The organism is Wolbachia endosymbiont of Cylisticus convexus (assembly GCF_003344345.1).
Genome location: NZ_QPIP01000236.1, coordinates 1 through 17,558, shown reverse-complemented (window position 1 = coordinate 17,558; position 17,558 = coordinate 1). Strand labels below are relative to the sequence as shown.

The 17,558-nt window shown below is 35.0% G+C and carries 16 protein-coding genes and 2 pseudogenes; 5 read left to right on the top strand and 13 right to left on the bottom strand.

What is annotated here, in order from left to right; all coding sequences use genetic code 11:
• Window positions 1-22: 22 nt before the first annotated feature.
• The 9 genes and pseudogenes from ccmE to Wcon_RS10935 form a co-directional block, all read right to left on the bottom strand.
• Window positions 23-415 (bottom strand): cytochrome c maturation protein CcmE, encoded by a 393-nt coding sequence (gene ccmE / locus Wcon_RS10970; protein WP_114517125.1) that lies wholly within the window; start codon window positions 413-415, stop codon window positions 23-25.
• Complete coding sequence (locus Wcon_RS11525) at window positions 399-536, bottom strand: CcmD-like small membrane protein (protein WP_179943858.1); 138 nt, start codon at window positions 534-536, stop codon at window positions 399-401. Before Wcon_RS11525 ends, ccmE begins: the two co-directional genes overlap by 17 nt.
• Window positions 533-1,315 carry a biotin--[acetyl-CoA-carboxylase] ligase gene (locus tag Wcon_RS10965; RefSeq protein ID WP_114517124.1) on the bottom strand — a complete coding sequence of 261 codons (783 nt, stop codon included), beginning with the start codon at window positions 1,313-1,315 and terminating at the stop codon, window positions 533-535. Before Wcon_RS10965 ends, Wcon_RS11525 begins: the two co-directional genes overlap by 4 nt.
• Before the next feature lie 17 nt (window positions 1,316-1,332).
• Window positions 1,333-2,697: an NADH-quinone oxidoreductase subunit N gene (locus Wcon_RS10960; RefSeq protein ID WP_114517123.1), complete on the bottom strand. Its 1,365-nt coding sequence runs from the start codon at window positions 2,695-2,697 to the stop codon at window positions 1,333-1,335.
• Window positions 2,694-4,136 (bottom strand): complex I subunit 4 family protein, encoded by a 1,443-nt coding sequence (locus tag Wcon_RS10955; RefSeq protein ID WP_114517122.1) that lies wholly within the window; start codon window positions 4,134-4,136, stop codon window positions 2,694-2,696. The genes Wcon_RS10960 and Wcon_RS10955 overlap by 4 nt, the downstream gene beginning before the upstream one ends.
• A 3-nt stretch (window positions 4,137-4,139) precedes the next feature.
• Window positions 4,140-5,997, bottom strand: a pseudogene (gene nuoL / locus Wcon_RS10950) (NADH-quinone oxidoreductase subunit L).
• A 4-nt stretch (window positions 5,998-6,001) separates the two neighbouring features.
• The gene (gene nuoK, locus Wcon_RS10945) at window positions 6,002-6,310 is read right to left on the bottom strand and encodes an NADH-quinone oxidoreductase subunit NuoK (RefSeq protein ID WP_114517121.1); all 309 of its coding nucleotides are present in this window, start codon (window positions 6,308-6,310) and stop codon (window positions 6,002-6,004) included.
• Window positions 6,301-6,888 (bottom strand): NADH-quinone oxidoreductase subunit J, encoded by a 588-nt coding sequence (locus tag Wcon_RS10940; RefSeq protein ID WP_114517120.1) that lies wholly within the window; start codon window positions 6,886-6,888, stop codon window positions 6,301-6,303. Before Wcon_RS10940 ends, nuoK begins: the two co-directional genes overlap by 10 nt.
• Window positions 6,889-6,961: 73 nt before the next feature.
• Window positions 6,962-7,705: a hypothetical protein gene (locus Wcon_RS10935; protein WP_114517119.1), complete on the bottom strand. Its 744-nt coding sequence runs from the start codon at window positions 7,703-7,705 to the stop codon at window positions 6,962-6,964.
• Window positions 7,706-7,901: 196 nt separating this feature from the next.
• Here Wcon_RS10935 and Wcon_RS10930 point away from each other — a divergent pair, with 196 nt between their 5' ends.
• Together Wcon_RS10930 and Wcon_RS10925 are read left to right on the top strand one after the other, a co-directional pair.
• A complete protein-coding gene (locus Wcon_RS10930) occupies window positions 7,902-8,330 on the top strand; it encodes a WD_0964 family protein (RefSeq protein WP_114517118.1) in 429 nt (142 codons plus the stop codon).
• Window positions 8,331-8,460: 130 nt separating this feature from the next.
• Window positions 8,461-10,374: an ATP-dependent helicase gene (locus Wcon_RS10925; protein ID WP_114517117.1), complete on the top strand. Its 1,914-nt coding sequence runs from the start codon at window positions 8,461-8,463 to the stop codon at window positions 10,372-10,374.
• A 133-nt stretch (window positions 10,375-10,507) separates the two neighbouring features.
• Here Wcon_RS10925 and Wcon_RS10920 read toward each other — a convergent pair whose 3' ends face one another.
• Complete coding sequence (locus Wcon_RS10920; RefSeq protein WP_114517116.1) at window positions 10,508-11,263, bottom strand: alpha/beta hydrolase; 756 nt, start codon at window positions 11,261-11,263, stop codon at window positions 10,508-10,510.
• Window position 11,264: 1 nt separating this feature from the next.
• The gene (locus Wcon_RS10915) at window positions 11,265-11,789 is read right to left on the bottom strand and encodes a c-type cytochrome (protein ID WP_114517115.1); all 525 of its coding nucleotides are present in this window, start codon (window positions 11,787-11,789) and stop codon (window positions 11,265-11,267) included.
• A gap of 609 nt (window positions 11,790-12,398) precedes the next feature.
• Here Wcon_RS10915 and ruvA point away from each other — a divergent pair.
• The 3 genes from ruvA to Wcon_RS10900 all read left to right on the top strand — a co-directional run bounded on the left by ruvA (window position 12,399) and on the right by Wcon_RS10900 (window position 15,415).
• Complete coding sequence (gene ruvA / locus Wcon_RS10910) at window positions 12,399-12,971, top strand: Holliday junction branch migration protein RuvA (RefSeq protein WP_114517114.1); 573 nt, start codon at window positions 12,399-12,401, stop codon at window positions 12,969-12,971.
• Window positions 12,968-13,957 carry a Holliday junction branch migration DNA helicase RuvB gene (ruvB, locus tag Wcon_RS10905; protein WP_114517113.1) on the top strand — a complete coding sequence of 330 codons (990 nt, stop codon included), beginning with the start codon at window positions 12,968-12,970 and terminating at the stop codon, window positions 13,955-13,957. The genes ruvA and ruvB overlap by 4 nt, the downstream gene beginning before the upstream one ends.
• Window positions 13,958-14,212: 255 nt before the next feature.
• Window positions 14,213-15,415, top strand: coding sequence for a hypothetical protein (locus Wcon_RS10900; RefSeq protein ID WP_114517112.1), 1,203 nt, complete (start codon window positions 14,213-14,215; stop codon window positions 15,413-15,415).
• Between the two features lie 590 nt (window positions 15,416-16,005).
• Here Wcon_RS10900 and Wcon_RS10895 read toward each other — a convergent pair.
• Both Wcon_RS10895 and Wcon_RS10890 read right to left on the bottom strand, forming a co-directional pair.
• A pseudogene (locus tag Wcon_RS10895) lies at window positions 16,006-16,291 on the bottom strand (GIY-YIG nuclease family protein).
• Window positions 16,292-16,804: 513 nt separating this feature from the next.
• Window positions 16,805-17,341: a transposase gene (locus tag Wcon_RS10890; protein WP_147269151.1), complete on the bottom strand. Its 537-nt coding sequence runs from the start codon at window positions 17,339-17,341 to the stop codon at window positions 16,805-16,807.
• Window positions 17,342-17,558 lie beyond the last annotated feature (217 nt).

Sequence of the window (17,558 nt, the reverse complement as noted above, 5' to 3'; positions counted from 1 at the left end):
CAATACAGCTAGGTTAAGGAATCTATTTTAAAACTTTCGGCATATAGTTCTCATCATGTTTTGCAAATACCGTATCTGCAAGAAAGGTACTATTATCAAACATTTTACCTTGCACAACAACACCACTTTTTTCTGAAAATATTGGTGGAAGTATTCCCTGGTATTTTACCACAACGCTTTTGTTAAAATCTGTCATTTGAAAAATCACTTCACTTTCGTTGCGTATCACGCTATTTTCAACAACCATTCCACCAACACGGATTGGCTTTTGACTATTTGGTAAAACTATTGCCTCACTTACTGTATAGAAAAATGAGATATTTTCTTTGAGCGTCGTTAAAATAAAAAAGACTATGCAGCTTAAAAAGCAGAAAATTCCTGAAGTTATAAGTAATCGCTTATGTTTCTTCTTCATTATTATCTTTCAGGCTTTCTAGAATTTTTTTACTTTTAGTATAGCAAGAAATGGTAAAAATTAGCTCTCCAGCAATCAGCGTGAAACTAATAAGGTAAGCAAAAATTACATATGTATTCATAATGCATTATCAATAAATAACTCACCTGCATCAAAATAAATTAAGCTTCCATCCTTTTGCTGCAACACCAATTTACCACTTTTATCTATATCAGCAAAAATTCCTTCATACAATTTGTCAGCTAACTTTACACTGATTTGCTTATTCAGCTTAAATGCTCTTGTGAGCCACATTTCTCTTATAGCATGAAACCCATCAAACAGCCATTGCTTTCTTAGCTGATTAAAATTTATTATTAATTTTTTTAGTAGATCTATATTAGACACAGACTCACCATAATTGCTAATGCACGTTGTTCCTGGAAGTGGTGCATGATTGACATTAATTCCAATTCCTATAATGAGCCAATTCGAATTAGATCTTTTTTCAAGCAATATTCCGCTTATTTTCTTGCCATCAATAAGGACATCATTTGGCCACTTATACTGGAGATTTAGACCATTTATAAATGACAGTATAGTATTTCCAACAGCAAGAGCAGTAACAAAAGTCAATTCTGTTAATTTGCTTAAATTTTCTTTGTCATTCCAGCGCGTGACGCTGGAATCCAGCATTGGAATGACACCAGAATGATTATGCAAGAGATCTATGATTAAACTTGCATAAAAATTGCCCTCTGGAGAAATCCAGCTTTTTCCAGTGCGCCCTCTACCCTTTATTTGTTTATCAGCAATAATGACAGTTTCATTTGATATTCCTTTATCAATTAAATCCAACGCTTCTTTATTAGTGCTTGAAACTTCTTTGTAATGATGAATATGAAAGCCCTCAGGGATCACCTTGTCAGCCCTTTAGTTCAATGAGTGAGTAAAACGTACAAGAAAAGAACGAGATTGATCAGTGAAGCCACCGAAGTGATAATGAATAGACCCTTAGAATAAGCAACCTTATTACCACTAGCTTTATCAAAATACATAGTTTTTATGATATTTAGATAATAGTAACACGATATAACACTCGCCACCACAAGAATCAAGGACAGGCTGATAAAGCCAGAATTTATTAAACTTTTGAATATAAAAAATTTAGCGATAAAACCTGCAAGTGGAGGTATTCCCGACATCGAGAGTAACAGTACAGAAAGATGAAATGCTACAATTGGGTGTTTCTTCCCTATACCAGATAAATTTGCAATATCACAATCGTCATCGTCAATTTGTACGAGATATGAGAATAGCCCTATGCTTGTGATGATATATATCACCAGATACATTAAGGCACTATCTGTTCCTGCTTGTGTAAAAATAGAAAGTGAAGCAAATATAAAACCAATGTGACCAATTGAACTGTAAGCAAGCAGCCTTTTTAAGTTTTGCTGACGCAAGGCCCCAAAAGCTGAGATAAGCACAGACAATGCTGAAACGTATAAGAAAATAGGCTGAACATAACTTTTTACATTTACTAACTCTTCATTCATCAATCGAATTAAAAATGTTACAAGTGCAGCTTTTGGGGCCGTAGAAAAAAACGCAGTTACTATGGTAGGTGCACCTTGATAGACATCTGGAGCCCACATATGAAAAGGAGCAATAGCAAGCTTGAAACACAAACCAATAAGGATAAAAACTAACCCAAAAACTATTCCATAAGTTATCTGATGGTTTTGCAAGAATGAACAGAGCTCAGAGAAATTGACTTGTCCTGTATATCCATAAAGCAGCGACATTCCATATAGCATAATGCAGGAAGATAGTGCACTAAGTGTAAAATATTTCACTCCTGCTTCACATGAATAAGCTGAATCTTTATTAAAGCTCGCAAGAACATACAAAGATATACTCATCAACTCAAAAGCTAAATAAAAAGAAATCAGACTATTTGCTGAAACCAAAGTTATCATGCCAAATAGCGCAAAAAGAATCAGTATTGAAAATTCATATTTATAGTCATATTTTGATAAATTCAGCATCAAAAGTATTAAAATTCCTGTGCTGAGAATTAACCCTTGGGCTGACCTGATGTATAAATTGAGTTTTAACAACGAATTAAAGAGAAAAATTTCATTGTTTTCTGCCGAAATAATTAAAATAATCAAAGTTACCACTGTGCAGCCAAGTGCTAATAAGTTGATAGTTCTGCGGTTAAATATAATCCCAAGCAGCAGCAACACTAACGAGGAGATAATAGAGAACGTTTCCGGCAATATCTGTATATAATTCATAGCGCATTATATTTGACTAACAAGTTTGCCATACATGGCTTCAAATAATTCAGTGCAAGGGTTGGGTAGAATCCAAGCAAAATAACAAACACTGCAAGCAGAATTAAGACAGAAAATTCTATGCTATCCAAGCGGTTATTTAATAATTTAGAATAGCTAACCCCCCATATTATTTGCTTACATAAATTCAGCATATAAACTGCGCTTAAAATAGTGCCAAGTGCGATAAATCCTGTAAAAAACCCTATGCTCTTAAATATCCCAACCATAGCCAAAAACTCACCTGCGAACCCAGATGTTCCAGGTAGCCCTATTGAAGCCATTGAAAATAAAATGAACATAAAACCAAATTTTGGCATTGTGTTTACTATGCCAAAATACTTTGCAATCTCCAAAGTTCCAGTTCGAGTATATAGCATTCCAACACATAAAAATAAAGCAGCAGAAATAAGGCCATGACTAATCATTTGAAATATAGCGCCGAGTACTCCTTCCTCACAAAATGAAAAGAGGCCAGCAGTAACGATCCCCATATGTGCTATTGAAGAATAAGCTATTAACTTCTTTATATCATCTTGAGCAAACGCAACTAGAGAAGCATATATCACCGCAATAATGCTCAGCATAACAACGAAATTTGAAAAATACAAACTTGCCTGAGGAAGCATTGGAATAGAAAACCTTAGAAATCCATATCCCCCCATTTTAATAAGCAAGCCAGCTAAAATCACAGATCCAGAAGTTGGTGATTGCACATGCGCATCAGGAAGCCAAGTGTGAAATGGAAACATTGGAACTTTTATTGCAAAGGAAATAAAAAATGTAATCCACAGCAATGACTGCACTTCAAGATCAAGGCTTGACACTAATGTAGCTAATTCTTGTATATTAAACGTTCCAAAAACACTATAGATGTATACCAACCCAAGTAGAAATAATAATGAGCCAGTTAATGTATAAAGAAATAACTTAAACGTCGCATATACCCTTTGCTTCCCTCCCCAGATGCCAATAATAAAGAACATTGGTATTAAAACAGCTTCAAAAAACACATAAAAGCTTATAGCATTCAGTGAAACGAAAAAACCGACTACAAAACTCTCAAGCAGTAGAAATAATGCCATATAGGCTTTTAGGGTCGTATAACTCATTTTGCAATTATAGAGCATACAAATAACAAACAAGAAGGTCGTAAGCAGAAGGAAAAGCAACGATATACCATCCACCCCTATTCCTACATTCTTGATTGGATAGCTGACAAACTGAAAGTCCGCATCGTTATAATCAAATTCTATACAAGCTACAATGCTAAGCAAAAATGGAAGTACAGCCAAAAATAGGGCAAGGAATCTTAGGTGTATAGATTGATGATTAATCCTGATCGAGGATAAAATCAACGCTCCTATCAGTGGAAGCAAGAATATACTAAGTAACAACACCTTCTATTTAAATCCAATAATATATAAAGCACCGATTATTAAAGTAACAAACATAATAAATGCATAATCAAATATATAACCAGTTTGTAACTTTATAGAACTTTTTGAACATTCATTAACCAACCTTACAACACCATTTGGTCCAAATGAATCAATAGCCTTAACATCAAACTTCCATAGAAGCCTAGATATAAACCTTATCGGTGCAATTATAACAAACTCATACACCTCATCAAAGTACCATTTATTCTGCAAAAACTTAAGTAAAAATTTACTCTTAATTTGCCTAATTACTTGATATTGGTAAATTAGGTACGCAAGTGCTATTCCACTTAGGCTTGCCAAGGTTGGTAGTAATTTTATAAAGAAATTATGAACTCCATGCTCATCAATAACTACTAAACTTGATTTCCAAAACGCATTACTAGTTATGTTCAAAATATTTGCTCCCCACACTCCAGAAAATACCGAACCAAAAGCAAGTATCAGTAATGGTATAAGCATAATCTTTGGTGCCTCATGTATATTAATTTTACTTTGTTTTTGGCTATGGAACACAAGAAGCAATAACCTCCAAGAGTAAAACGCTGTGAAGAATGCAACAACTAAGCTTATTACAAAAGCAAAGCTATCCGTGCTATAAGCATGTTCAATTATCAAGTCTTTTGAATAAAAACCTGCAAATGGAAATATTCCAGAAAGCGCAAGAGACCCAATCCACATGAGAGCGTAAGTGCAAGGGATTTTCTTCCAGCAATTTCCCATTTTCTGAATGTTTTGCTCATGATGCATTGCATGAATCACATTGCCAGCACCAAGAAATAGTAGAGCTTTAAAAAAAAGCGTGTGTCATTAAATGAAAAATAGCAACATTGTAAGCAGAAAGCCCACATGCCATGAACATATAACCAAGTTGACTGCAGGTTGAATAAGCAATTATTTTCTTTATATCGTTCTGAGTAATCGCAACGGTGGCTGCAAAAAAAGCAGTAAGTGCACCAACAATAACTATTAATTCTCGTGCCACATTTGATAACTCAAACAATGGAGAACATTTTGCTATTAAAAATATACCTGCTGTTACCATCGTTGCTGCGTGAATGAGTGCAGAAACAGGGGTTGGCCCTTCCATTGCATCTGGCAACCAAACATGTAAACCAAGCTGTGCAGATTTACCCATACAGCCAATAAAAAGTAATATGCATATTATATGAATTACTTTGAATTCACAGCAGAATGCCCTAATGTTCTGCGTGCCAAGAAGATCAGCTGTGTCAAGAACTTCAGTAAATTTCAAAGAGTGAAATGTATAATAAATAAGAAAGATTCCAATCAATAGTGCAAAGTCTCCTACCCTATTCACAACAAATGCTTTAATTGCTGCATTATTTGCAGAATATTTTTGAAACCAAAATCCTATGAGTAAATAAGAACATAGGCCAACCCCTTCCCAGCCAAAAAAAAGCTGCACGAAATTATCGCTTACAACCAGCACAATCATGCAAAACGTAAATAGCGATAGGTAAGAAAAAAACCTCGACTTCCCTTTATCATGCTCCATATAACCGATAGAATAGAGATGTACTACCAGTGAAACGGTGGTAATAACAATAAGCATTAAGGATGAGAGAGCATCCACACTAATTGCCCAATTTACTTTTAATACACTTAATGAAAATAGAGGAAATAAAACTAAATGATAGTTTTCAGAGAAGGTGAGAAAAACATACCAAGATAAAACTGCAGATATTCCAATCCCTGCCGTTGTAATTAACTGACCAAAAGCATCCTTTCTAAAAAGTGCTGCAAATAGTGAACCAAAAAGTGGCAAAAATACTATTAATTTCAGTATATCCATCATACTTTTATTCTTTCATTAAATTTACTTGTTCAACGTCTATATTGCCACGGCTTCTATAATATACAACCAATATTGCAAGCCCAACTCCTGACTCTGCTGCTGCAACAGTCAACACAAACATCACAAAAATTTGCCCAACTATATCATTCATAAAGGCAGAAAAAGCAACTAAATTGATGTTAATCGCCAGCAATAATATTTCTATTGATAATAATATATTGATTATGCTCTTACGGTTAATGAAAATACCGCACACCCCAATAGTGAACAAAACAGCAGCAACTATCAGAAAATGATTTAATCCTATTTCCATTCTACTCCTTTTCCAAATTTAGCCTTAACCAATTTTACAGATGAAGATTGTGTCAATTGCTTTAATACATTCTGTTTTTTAACTCCTTTTTTCTTGTCCTGCAAAGTAAGAGCAATTGCACCAACAATTGCAACAAGCAGCAGAATACCAGAAAGATGAAAAGCGTACATGTAGTCAGTGTAGAGCAAATTACCAATAGCTTTCACGTTATTGGCATTATAGTTTATAACATTACTTATATTCAGCGTTGAGCTGCGGATTACAAAACTGATAATCAGAAAAAACACAACACATAATATAGCACCAAGAGTGAAATGCTTCGCAAAACCCTGGCGCAACCTTATGTAGTCAATATCGAGCATCATAACTACAAAGAGAAACAACACTGCAACCGCACCGATGTATACTATCAATACCATCATAGCGATGAATTCAGCTCCAAGGAGAATAAAAAGAACTGCAGAATTAACGAAGGTGAAAATTAAAAATAATACTGCATGCACAGGATTTCTTACACTAATTACACAAACAGCAGATAAAATGCTAAGAATTGCAAAAAAATAAAAGAAAAAAGACATTGATACTTTAACTGCAACAATAGTTACTAATTTAAAGTGACTATTGTTGTAAAGTCAATATTAAATGCCTACCTTATGGATGAACTTGCGATTGTGATTTTAAACATTCGGGAGTAAGTACATTCTTAATTGCAGTACACATACTCATATCAGGATCATTTTGCTTCTCTTCACTTACTTTCCCGCAAAACTTTCCAATACCATAACCCACCAGCGCACCAACAACAGTGGCTGCAATAAATACTGCAACAGCAACAACAGGAGTTAAAGCAGCAGCTCCTGCGAGGTATGCTATAGCTGCTCCTATCACCGCACCACTACCTAAAGCACAATAAGTTTTATAGATACTTGTCTTGATCTTCACTTCTGTTTGTGGTTTTGAAGCTTCTTCTATCCGTTCAAGTTTTCTTGCAAGTAAACGTCTACCAATCTCCGTACCATCTGAACTACTACATTTCTCCAAAATCTTCGAAATATATTCTACATAGCTCCCAATAAATTTTATATACCCTCTTAATATGTCTATCTTACCTTCATTGACATATTTTTCAATAGTATCATGGGTAAGGTCATCAAGTATTAGCAAATAGCGGGTTTGTGTTTCATCAATTGTTTTAATAAATTGCTCAGAAGGTTTCCCTACACATTCAATATACTTATCTATGATATCGGTATTTTTTTTAGATAACTCTGCAACACCTTGTCCTGATTCATATCTTTTTAATTTGTGTCCGTCTCCACACAGCAACATGTCCACAACAGCACTTTCCAATTCTTCAAGCGATATTTTTCCTTGGTCATCAGAGTTAGTAGGCATATTTTCCCCTATTTACTATACTTAACATACAATAATTTTAACTAATATTTTCACAATTGTCAAATTTAGGCGTCCATTTTTCTTAAAGTTCTAAGTACACAACAAAAACTTTACAGAGTGCAAGTAGTAAAATTCTTGACAACTTTAATTTATTAATACATAATATATGTATATTAATAGTCAGCGGTAGTTCAAAATGTACAACATATTTGGTTATTTCAAAAGCAACAATAGTTCTAATGCACAAAGTAGCAGACTAGATGGAGAAAGTTATCAATACACCACAAGAGATCATATGACAATTTACTTTAATAACACACTAGCAAGTTTCAGTAGATCATTGAGAGAATTTAAAGAAAAAGCGTATGGATTTATGTATGATATCGGAACTTGGTTGAAAGAAGTATATGAAAATCTCACTGAACGACCTGCAACGCATAACCACTATATCCCGCAAGAAGAATCTCCTGTTAAAGTCAAAGAGATAATTGGAAAAAGAGAAGTGGAGGAACTAAATTGCACGTATAGACCATTCAAAACTCCACCCATCAATCCAATAAGCAGAAGTCCTGGTGCCAATGACTCAAATCAAGTTGTTATTACTCAGCATATACCAACTACTTAGGTAAGATAGATACAAAATTCTACGCTTAAATGTTTAGTACTTGAGTGAGTTAACTGTTATGTTCAATAAGACCTTTACAATATTTAGATCATAGGTTTAACTTTACGAAGTTATAATCTATAGGGCTTCAATGAACGATTATCTCTCACTGCTAAACCCAGAGCAAGAATTAGCTGTAACTAACGTAAATGGGCCAGTTTTGATACTAGCAGGAGCTGGAACGGGAAAAACAAGAACGATTACTTCAAGAATAGCACACATAATTAGAAATGGTCACGCTTATTCTGATGAGATATTAGCAGTGACATTTACAAATAAAGCGGCAAATGAGATGGCATCAAGGGTACTTGAGCTGACGGGCACAAACATACCATGGCTTGGCACTTTTCACGCAATTGCAGCAAAAATTTTACGTTATCATGCTGAAATTGTAGGCTTAAATTCCAATTTCACAATCATTGGTGTGGATGATCAATTACAAGTAATAAAAAATATCATGAGTGAAATAAGCTCTGATAGCTTATCAGAAAAATGTAAGACCATTATGAATATCATCCAGCAATGGAAAGAGAAGTGTTTATTGCCGTCTGAAGTGGAAAATGTTCAATCATTTAGGCCATTATACGTAACTGCACTCAAAGTCTATCACCAATATCAAGAAAGGTTGAAATTCCTTAACTCTGTTGATTTTGGTGACTTATTGTTATATAATATACAACTTTTTAATCAAAAGAACGAGATTCTGTCCTACTACCAAAACAAGTTTAAATATATCATGGTAGATGAATATCAAGATACAAATGCAATACAATATCTTTGGCTAAAATACCTTGCAAAAGAGCACTCAAATATTTGTTGTGTAGGAGATGACGATCAATCGATATACAGTTGGCGTGGTGCAGAAGTTGAAAATATTTTGAAGTTTTCCGATGATTTTAAAAATGCAAAAACCATTAAACTGGAGTGTAACTACAGGTCAACATCCCATATACTTGCAACTGCGTCATATGTTATCAATCACAATAAGACTCGTTTAGAAAAAAAATTGTGGACAATAAACGTTGAAGGGGAAAAGGTAAATCTAATAAAATTATGGGACGGAAAAGCTGAAGCAAGATTCATAAGCGAACAGATATTAAAGCTCAATAAATACAGATTTAGTGACATTGCAGTGCTGGTCAGGGCCACTTTTCAAACTAGAGTTCTCGAAGAGTATTTTATAAAATATTCAATTCCCTATAAGATTATAAGTGGCGTAAAATTCTACGAACGTCAGGAAGTTAGGGACATAATCGCATATTTAAGACTTATTACAAACAATAATGATGACTTAGCTTTTGAAAGGATCGTAAATCGGCCAAAGAGAAGCATAGGAGCTACAACTCTAAAGAAAATATACACGACTGCTCAGGATAACAAAATTTCTTTTTTTGAGGCAGCAAAAATATTAGTTAATAGTGATCAAGTAACCGAAAGAATTAAACTCTCACTAAATGATTTTTTAAATAAAATTAAAGCTTGGGAAGAAATGGTAAGCATTAAACCGCTTTACGAGTTTGTAAAAACTATAGCAAATCAATCAGGGTATATTGAAATGCTTGAAGATGAAGGAATAACAGGTTTAGCACGAATAGAAAATGTCAAAGAGCTCATCTCATCTTTAAAAAATTTCGATAATGCCACAACTTTCTTGGAGCATATAAGTCTGGTGATGGAAGTGGATAATATGAATAACGATGACACCGTATATGTTATGACTCTTCATGCAGCCAAAGGACTTGAATTCCCGTGCGTGTTTCTACCTGGTTGGGAAGAGGGATTATTTCCTCATCAAAGATCTTTTGATGACAAAAGTGGTAAAGCTTTAGAAGAAGAAAGGAGACTCGCATATGTTGGCATAACCAGGGCAAAGGAAAGGTTAATCATTTCATGTGCAGATAGGAGGGAAATTAACAACCAGTGGCAACCAATGCGCACTTCTCGATTTATTAAAGAACTGCCAAGAGAAAATGTTGAGGTGATCAAGAGTAACGCCTACTGTTAAAGCACAGCTGTACGAACATTGTTTACAAGGAGAGTGTAATCCACTTGGATTGTTGTAAACTCGCCTTTTCTTGATTTTTTGATTTATCTTATCTACCTATTTTGCCACTTTGCTGAACAGATACCAAATTGCTTCAACTATATATTTCTTCTGGCAAAAATTCTCTGATGGTCTTAAATAAAATTTTCAGTGAATGATTATCAGACATGTTGTGTTTTGCTGATTTTATTAAGTGTACTTCGACGTCTGTTGATTTGATTTTTTCAGCTAAATTTAATGAAACTTGATAAGGAACATCTTTATCATTAATGCTATGCAGCAAGCGCACAGGACAATTTATATCTATTGTTTCTTTGTTTAAAAGAAGGTTCTTTCTGCCATCTTCGATCAAATTTTTAGTTATTTTGTATGTACAATGCCCTGAAGTAAAATCTATTATACCTTTAGAGACCAGCTCTTCTTTTTGTTTATCTGACAATTGCTTAAATATTAAATCTTCAGTGAAGTCAGGAGCAGACGATATGCCGATTAATGCTGCAATTTTTTCTGAAAATTGAAGGGCAGTGAGCAACATCAGCCATCCTCCCATACTTGAACCTATAATTATTTGTTTGTTGCTAGTTAATTCGCTTATCACTTTAGCACAATTTTTTTGCCAATCACTTATTGTATAATTAGTGAAGTCACCGCTTGAATTACCGTGGCCAAGATAATCAAAGAGCATAAGTGCTACGTCACTTTCTTGGCAAAATTTGTAAATAGCAGTTGCTTTAGTTCCATCCATATTGGATGCAAACCCACCAAAAAAAACTATAGAAGCTTTCTTTCCTTGTAGCTTTCGATATGCTATATGGCCATTACTTCCATCGAGTAATTTACAATAACCCATACTACCTTGGCAAAGCAACCGGACTATCACTTAATTGGCGTAAATAACTGACTAAATCTGCAATCTCTTTTGAGTTGGAAATGCCTGCAAATGCCATACGTGTACCTTTTATGTAGGCTTTTGGATTTTTTAAAAAAGCAAATAGCTCCTCATACCCCCATTTTCCACCTTTTTCAAGTAGTGTTTTTGAATAATTGAATGAGCTGCCAAGATGGGCCTTTTTATTTCCAACCACGTTCCATAAGTTTGGTCCTACTTTATTCATTCCACCTTTCTCAAAACTATGGCAAGCTATACATTTTTTTGCTGCTGATTTACCTTTTTCAAAGCTAGCGTTCTGCATGAGTGCTCCAATATCAAGTGCCACTTGTTCAATTTTTTGCTGAGGCTCATTGCTGGTTGCTACTATTGTTTGGTGCTCTATTTTAGAATCCTCTGGATTATAGAGCATATCAACTACATTACTTACCATCATAATTATTAATCCAGAAAGTAAAATCGATGCTGCAATCTTATTAAGCTCCATAGTTAATTTTTATCAAGTAATGTTACTTAAATTATGCAAATATTTTTGCAAACAGCAAACAATTACCTTAATTTTACCAAAGATAGAAATTTCTACTACTTAGTCAATAGATCGCAATTCTGCTGCTGGAGTAACTCGTGGTCCAGTCACATACTGATCTGGAATAACATACTCAAATAGATTTTCTGCAAACTTGTCTGCAATGATTGCAACTGTAGTTATTCCTGAGGACTCTGAATTAATCCAAATATTAAGAAATTTACTAAATAGGAAAAAGGCAAAAGAAACCCCGAGTAGAAAGTTTTGACTCTACATCACTGTAAGTGGCGCTGTAATAATGTGCTAACGCTTAAAATAAGCGCGATTTGGCTGAAGTAGAAAAATAAAAAAGACGTGCAGCCGCTATAATTTCGCCAATAGATACTTAAGTTTTTTACTGAATTTTTATTGTTGAACCCGCGCGGATCAAAAACAAGTTTTGAGTCGAAAAGAACCTTAACACCATAATAATAAGGCTGGAGGAATTTGTCAAGGAGCTACTGTTATAATGTTCGTTTGCTTGACCTAAGATTCAGGAGCATTTAAACTGAATTTTATACGATACTAAAAATGATAGGGAATCTAAGCGGAATAGTTGATGAAGTGTGCAGCGATCATATAATCCTGAATGTGAATGATATTGGCCACATAGTATACCTTTCAGCCAAAACTTTAAGTGCTTGTTCAATCGGAAATAGAGTAAAATTACTTATCGACACTTATGCAAATAGCAGAGAAAACGTTGCTCAGCTATATGGTTTTATAAGTAAAGAAGAACAGCAGTGCCTGCGTTTACTAGTTAAAGTGAGTGGTGTTAGCTATAAAACCGCAATGTCAATTTTGAGTAAACTAACTCCAGAACAGCTGTTTTTGGCAATTATGAATGAGGATAAACTAGCACTTAAGGTGAGTGGACTTGGCCCGAAGCTCATAAATCGAATTATCACTGAGCTGAGTGGCAAAGTAAGTAAATTAGAGATAAATAACAATAATTTTCATCCAATTAGTGAAGATGCCCTTTCAGCTCTGATCAATCTTGGATATGAAAGAACAAAAGCTTATGATACGATAAAAAAAATAGAAGATGAATCACCAAACTTGGACACTAGAGATATTATTCGTATGGCGCTTAAAACACTATGAAATCAATATCATGTAGTAAGGAATATTCTGAAGATGTACACAATTTAAATATCAGGCCTGAGCAACTTGATGATTTTGTCGGGCAAAAAGACTTAATACAAAATTTAAAAGTGTTTATAAACGCTGCACAGACGAGAGCTGAAGCCTTGGATCACGTATTACTCTATGGTCCTCCAGGGCTTGGCAAAACAACTTTAGCACAAATTGTCTCTAAGGAGTTAAGGGTTAGTTTTCGTGCAACTTCTGGTCCGTTGCTTAGTAAAGCTGGGGACTTAGCTGCAGTACTCACCACTTTAAATGCAAAAGATGTCTTATTTATCGACGAAATCCATAGATTAAACCGCAGCATTGAAGAAGTTTTATATACTGCTATGGAAGACTTTTGCCTGGATATATTAGTAGGTGAGGGCCCATCTACACGCACTTTAAGAATAGATTTACCACCATTTACACTGATTGGGGCAACAACGCGGCTTGGACTGCTTTCTGCACCGCTTAGGGATCGTTTTGGCATTCCTTTGCATCTTGAGTTTTATTCTTTCGAGGAACTGGTTGATATTATAAAAAGAGGTGCAAGAGTTCTTTCTGCTGAAATTGAAGAAGATGCTACACGGGAAATTGCCTGCCGTGCGCGTGGTACTCCAAGAATTGCTTTGAGATTACTCAGAAGAATAAGGGATTTTGTTGAAGTAAAAGATGATAAAAAAATTACCTGTGAAATTGCCGGCTCTGCACTATCAAAATTGGGCATAGATAAAATGGGACTAAATAAATTAGATATGGATTATCTGAGATTTTTGTTTAACACCTCAGGACCTATTGGAATTGACACTATATCTATTGCGCTATCTGAAGATGTTGGCAATATTGAGGAAACAGTAGAACCTTATTTAATCAAAATCAGCTTTGTAAAGCGCACACCAAGAGGACGTGTTTTAACTGATCAAGCGAAGGAATACCTCAGCATCAATTCAGGCATATGTTAGCATGTCAATATGCTCTTAGATTATTGACATAATGTTACATCAAATATTATAATGTTCTCTTGTTGTATGTTTTGCAGGTGGTGTGTGGGTAAGTAAGAAAGTCTTATACTAGAAAGATGTTCTTGAAAGATTATGTAGTGTATGTTAAGCTATGTATAGCATGAATGTAAAAATATCAATAATTTTATTGATATTTTAAGATTAATATTTATTAAATATTTGATGCTGTAAAATTGAGTTTTATACAGGGGTAAAATGGTCAAAAGTTTTCTAAGTAGCTACGGAAACAGTAATTCAATTGAGGGAGAAAAAGTGATGGAAAATTTTTCAAGCAATAACGGGAACGACGATAGTTCAATCTTCATTAGTCGAATTAGGGAGCAAGATCTCTCTGCAGAGCAGAAGATCAATGAATTAAAAGGATTCATAGAGGAGCTTGCCAGAAGAGCTGAGCTCAAGAGAATAGAGCTTGAGCGTCAGGCTGCGAGTTACGTTGATGAAACATTGTCTCAAGTAGAGCTACAGATAAAAGACGATGAGGATTACTTTGCTGGTGATAATCAAGGAGCATTTGCAAATTTCTTTGAATCCCTCTTTAATCTTTTTGAAGTAAATGTAGACCCGAGAGTCTACAAAATGCTCAAAGAGAAGAAAGAGAAAAATCTGCTTCTTTCAATAATTAAGTTTTTGCGTGATAAGCTTAAGGAATTAGTCAAAAAGATCTTCACAAAAGATTTAGATTTGAGCTGGGATAAAAGGCTAGACAAAGAGATAAAAGAATTGCAGGAGAAATTACTTAGTGGTGGGTTATCTCCCGAAGAAGAAATAGCAATACTAGAACGTTTGCAAGCATTGCAAAATTTAAAGTTGAAGCTTCAAATTTTCCTTGTTGGCTCTGTTATTGCAATGTTTACAGAAATTTTTGCAGTTGATTTAGCAGCAGTAGTAGGGCAAGATGCAACCGAGAAAAAGGAAGACAAAAAAGCGGAAAAAACAAAAGAAAAAGAAGTTTGTCAAGAAAAAGTGAATGAAATCGCACCAGTTCATCTCTTTGACTTTTCATCCAAAGTTCCAATGCCAATCACTCTAGATAAGCAAGAACGTGCTCTTTTATCAAAGCCTGTAGAAAAATTAGTGGACACTTCACCTAAATTTGTTATAAACCACAAAAATAGTGAAGTACAGGAACAGGAAAAAGTGAGTAAAAGAGAAGACAAAACTGAAAAACCAAAGGTAGCTGTGTGCCCACCTGCTCCAAAAAAAGAGCAAAAGCCACCAAGGAGGAGAGTTAGGAGAAACACAGCGAATGGTGCTTTCGAGAAGATAACTAGAAGAAAAGAATCTTCTGCTGGTAATCAGCAAAAAGCTGCTAAGTCTAATGCTGCTGTGGAAATGCCGGGAGGATTAAGAGATGTAGAAGTTGAGAATCATACTTCAGTCAGCAGAGAGATATCGTAAAGATTCTCTCTCTTTTTGTCATTCAAGTAACCCCTTCGTTGTCATCCCAGTACTGGGATCCATTTTTTTCTTCTGGATTCCAGCGTCACGCGCTGGAATGACACCGTCTTGAATGGAAATCAGTGCGTAATGCACCAAAGGGGTGTTAGCCCTTTCGATCAGCGCGTGACACTAGAATCTAGAAGGTTTATATTAACAAGTTGTCATTCCAGTGCGTGACACTAGAATCTAGAAAGTTTATATTAACAAGTTGTCATTCCAGTGCGTGACACTGGAATCCAGTTAAATTCAGGAATATAAAAGTAATGTTAAAATACAACATTTTCTAATGATTATGGTAAAAGTTAGATTCCAGCGTCACGCACTGGAATGACACCGTCTTGAATGGGAGCCAGTGCCAACGTTTATTATGTGCCATATTGCAATGTTTGTACAGTTGTGACTTAAGTCCATAAGGAAAGGTGTCATCCCAGTGCTTGACACTGGGATCCAGGAAAAAAGAAGAGTGGATGCCAATGTCAGCTACTTTCATGACATCTTTCTTGGTCTGTTTGATTACAATATTCATAAAATTGTGTACTCAAATACCGTCATCCAGACACAATTTCATCATATAAATCTTTCCATTCTTGATTTGTTTTTTCAATTAAGTCTATTTTCCATTTTCTCTGCCAGCTTTTTAGGAGTTTTTCTCTACTAATTGCTAAATTTATGTCTTGAAATTCTTCAAAATAGACTAGTTTACAAACATTGTACTTTGACGTGAAACCAGTTGCTTTTGTGTTCCCAAATTCGTTTAGTCAAATTTGACGTTATACCTGTATATAGAGTTCCATTGCGTTCACTTGCAAGTATATAAATATAATAACTTTTCATATCTAGTAAATAAGTTTACTGGATCCCAGTGTCAAGCACTGGGATGACATCGTCTTGAATGGAAACCAGTGCGTAATGCACCAAGGGGGTGTTATGCAAGCAGCCCTTTCGATCAGCGCGTGACACTAGAATCTAGAAAGTTTATATTAACAAGTTGTCATTCCAGTGCGTGACACTGGAATCCAGAAGGTTTATATTAACAAGTTGTCATGCCAGTGTCAAGCACACAGCTGTACGAACATTGCTTATGGAAAAGAAGAAAGGTAATAATCGTAGACTTTTTCTGAATCACCACCGCAATATTCAATGACAGATTTCGAGTCTAAGTTCGTTCATAAAAGCTCTCCTTGTAAACTTGTAACTCTTGATTTCGCTGCGTTTCCTGTATTCCGTTAATAGAACAGAGGCAATGAGAATCATGTACAACGTGACCAAAATTGTATTTTTACTATACCCGAGAAAATGTTTTGCATTGAGCTCCTGCTTGATCAATCTAAAAAAAATTTCTATCGATCAGCGCTTTTTGTAAAGAGTGCAAATCTCTTCAGCAGACATTTCGTAAATATTGGTTAAAAATGTGAGAATCTCACCACTTTCTTGGTTTTTTGCTTTAATGAGCCTGATTTCAAACGACAAAAATCTTGAACCATCTTGCCCTAACTGGACTACCATATCTTCTATCAGTTCGAGCGTTTCTGTTTGTATACCTGCAATTTTTGTGTGAATACGAACTATTTTATAACGAATATTGTCGTTGCCACGAGTGACAAAATGTATATCTTTTTTTAAAAATTCTTCAAAAGCTGCACGTTTTTGTAGCCCACGGTCGAATATACAAATTGACTCTTGACCATGATTTAAAATCATTTCCCGGAACGATTTATGATCCGAAAATCCTTCTGCCTGAGTACATAAATTAAGCAATTTTGCGAATCTTCCATCTGTTGAAATAGTGCATTTTATCATATTTTTCTCACAATATTTTGCGTTTCTGCAGGGAATACCAAGATGTAGTAATTTACTTGATAGCTGAAGTGTAGTTATCAGCAACTTTCGTTGATTTTCCGGAACTCTGCAACACGAACGAAAAAATCTTCTCAAAATACTTGACAGGTTAAGCGGCTTGCTACCGATGAATGGCGAGTATCTATATTGAACATTCTATGATAATTTTCCTCGATTGTCCTCAAACTCAGCTCATTTTTCTCCAGTATGCTATAGAGCAACAAATTGAAAACGTTTTCTCCAGTCAGCTTGCTAACCCTAT

Bases quoted from the DNA above. Each gene is read 5' to 3' on its own strand.
- ccmE (WP_114517125.1), bottom strand. From the start codon at position 415: ATGAAGAAGAAACATAAGCGATTACTTATAACTTCAGGAATTTTCTGC.
- Wcon_RS11525 (WP_179943858.1), bottom strand. From the start codon at position 536: ATGAATACATATGTAATTTTTGCTTACCTTATTAGTTTCACGCTGATT.
- Wcon_RS10960 (WP_114517123.1), bottom strand. From the start codon at position 2,697: ATGAATTATATACAGATATTGCCGGAAACGTTCTCTATTATCTCCTCG.
- nuoK (WP_114517121.1), bottom strand. From the start codon at position 6,310: ATGGAAATAGGATTAAATCATTTTCTGATAGTTGCTGCTGTTTTGTTC.
- Wcon_RS10940 (WP_114517120.1), bottom strand. From the start codon at position 6,888: ATGTCTTTTTTCTTTTATTTTTTTGCAATTCTTAGCATTTTATCTGCT.
- Wcon_RS10935 (WP_114517119.1), bottom strand. From the start codon at position 7,705: ATGCCTACTAACTCTGATGACCAAGGAAAAATATCGCTTGAAGAATTG.
- Wcon_RS10930 (WP_114517118.1), top strand. From the start codon at position 7,902: ATGTACAACATATTTGGTTATTTCAAAAGCAACAATAGTTCTAATGCA.
- Wcon_RS10925 (WP_114517117.1), top strand. From the start codon at position 8,461: ATGAACGATTATCTCTCACTGCTAAACCCAGAGCAAGAATTAGCTGTA.
- Wcon_RS10920 (WP_114517116.1), bottom strand. From the start codon at position 11,263: ATGGGTTATTGTAAATTACTCGATGGAAGTAATGGCCATATAGCATAT.
- Wcon_RS10915 (WP_114517115.1), bottom strand. From the start codon at position 11,789: ATGGAGCTTAATAAGATTGCAGCATCGATTTTACTTTCTGGATTAATA.
- ruvA (WP_114517114.1), top strand. From the start codon at position 12,399: ATGATAGGGAATCTAAGCGGAATAGTTGATGAAGTGTGCAGCGATCAT.
- ruvB (WP_114517113.1), top strand. From the start codon at position 12,968: ATGAAATCAATATCATGTAGTAAGGAATATTCTGAAGATGTACACAAT.
- Wcon_RS10900 (WP_114517112.1), top strand. From the start codon at position 14,213: ATGGTCAAAAGTTTTCTAAGTAGCTACGGAAACAGTAATTCAATTGAG.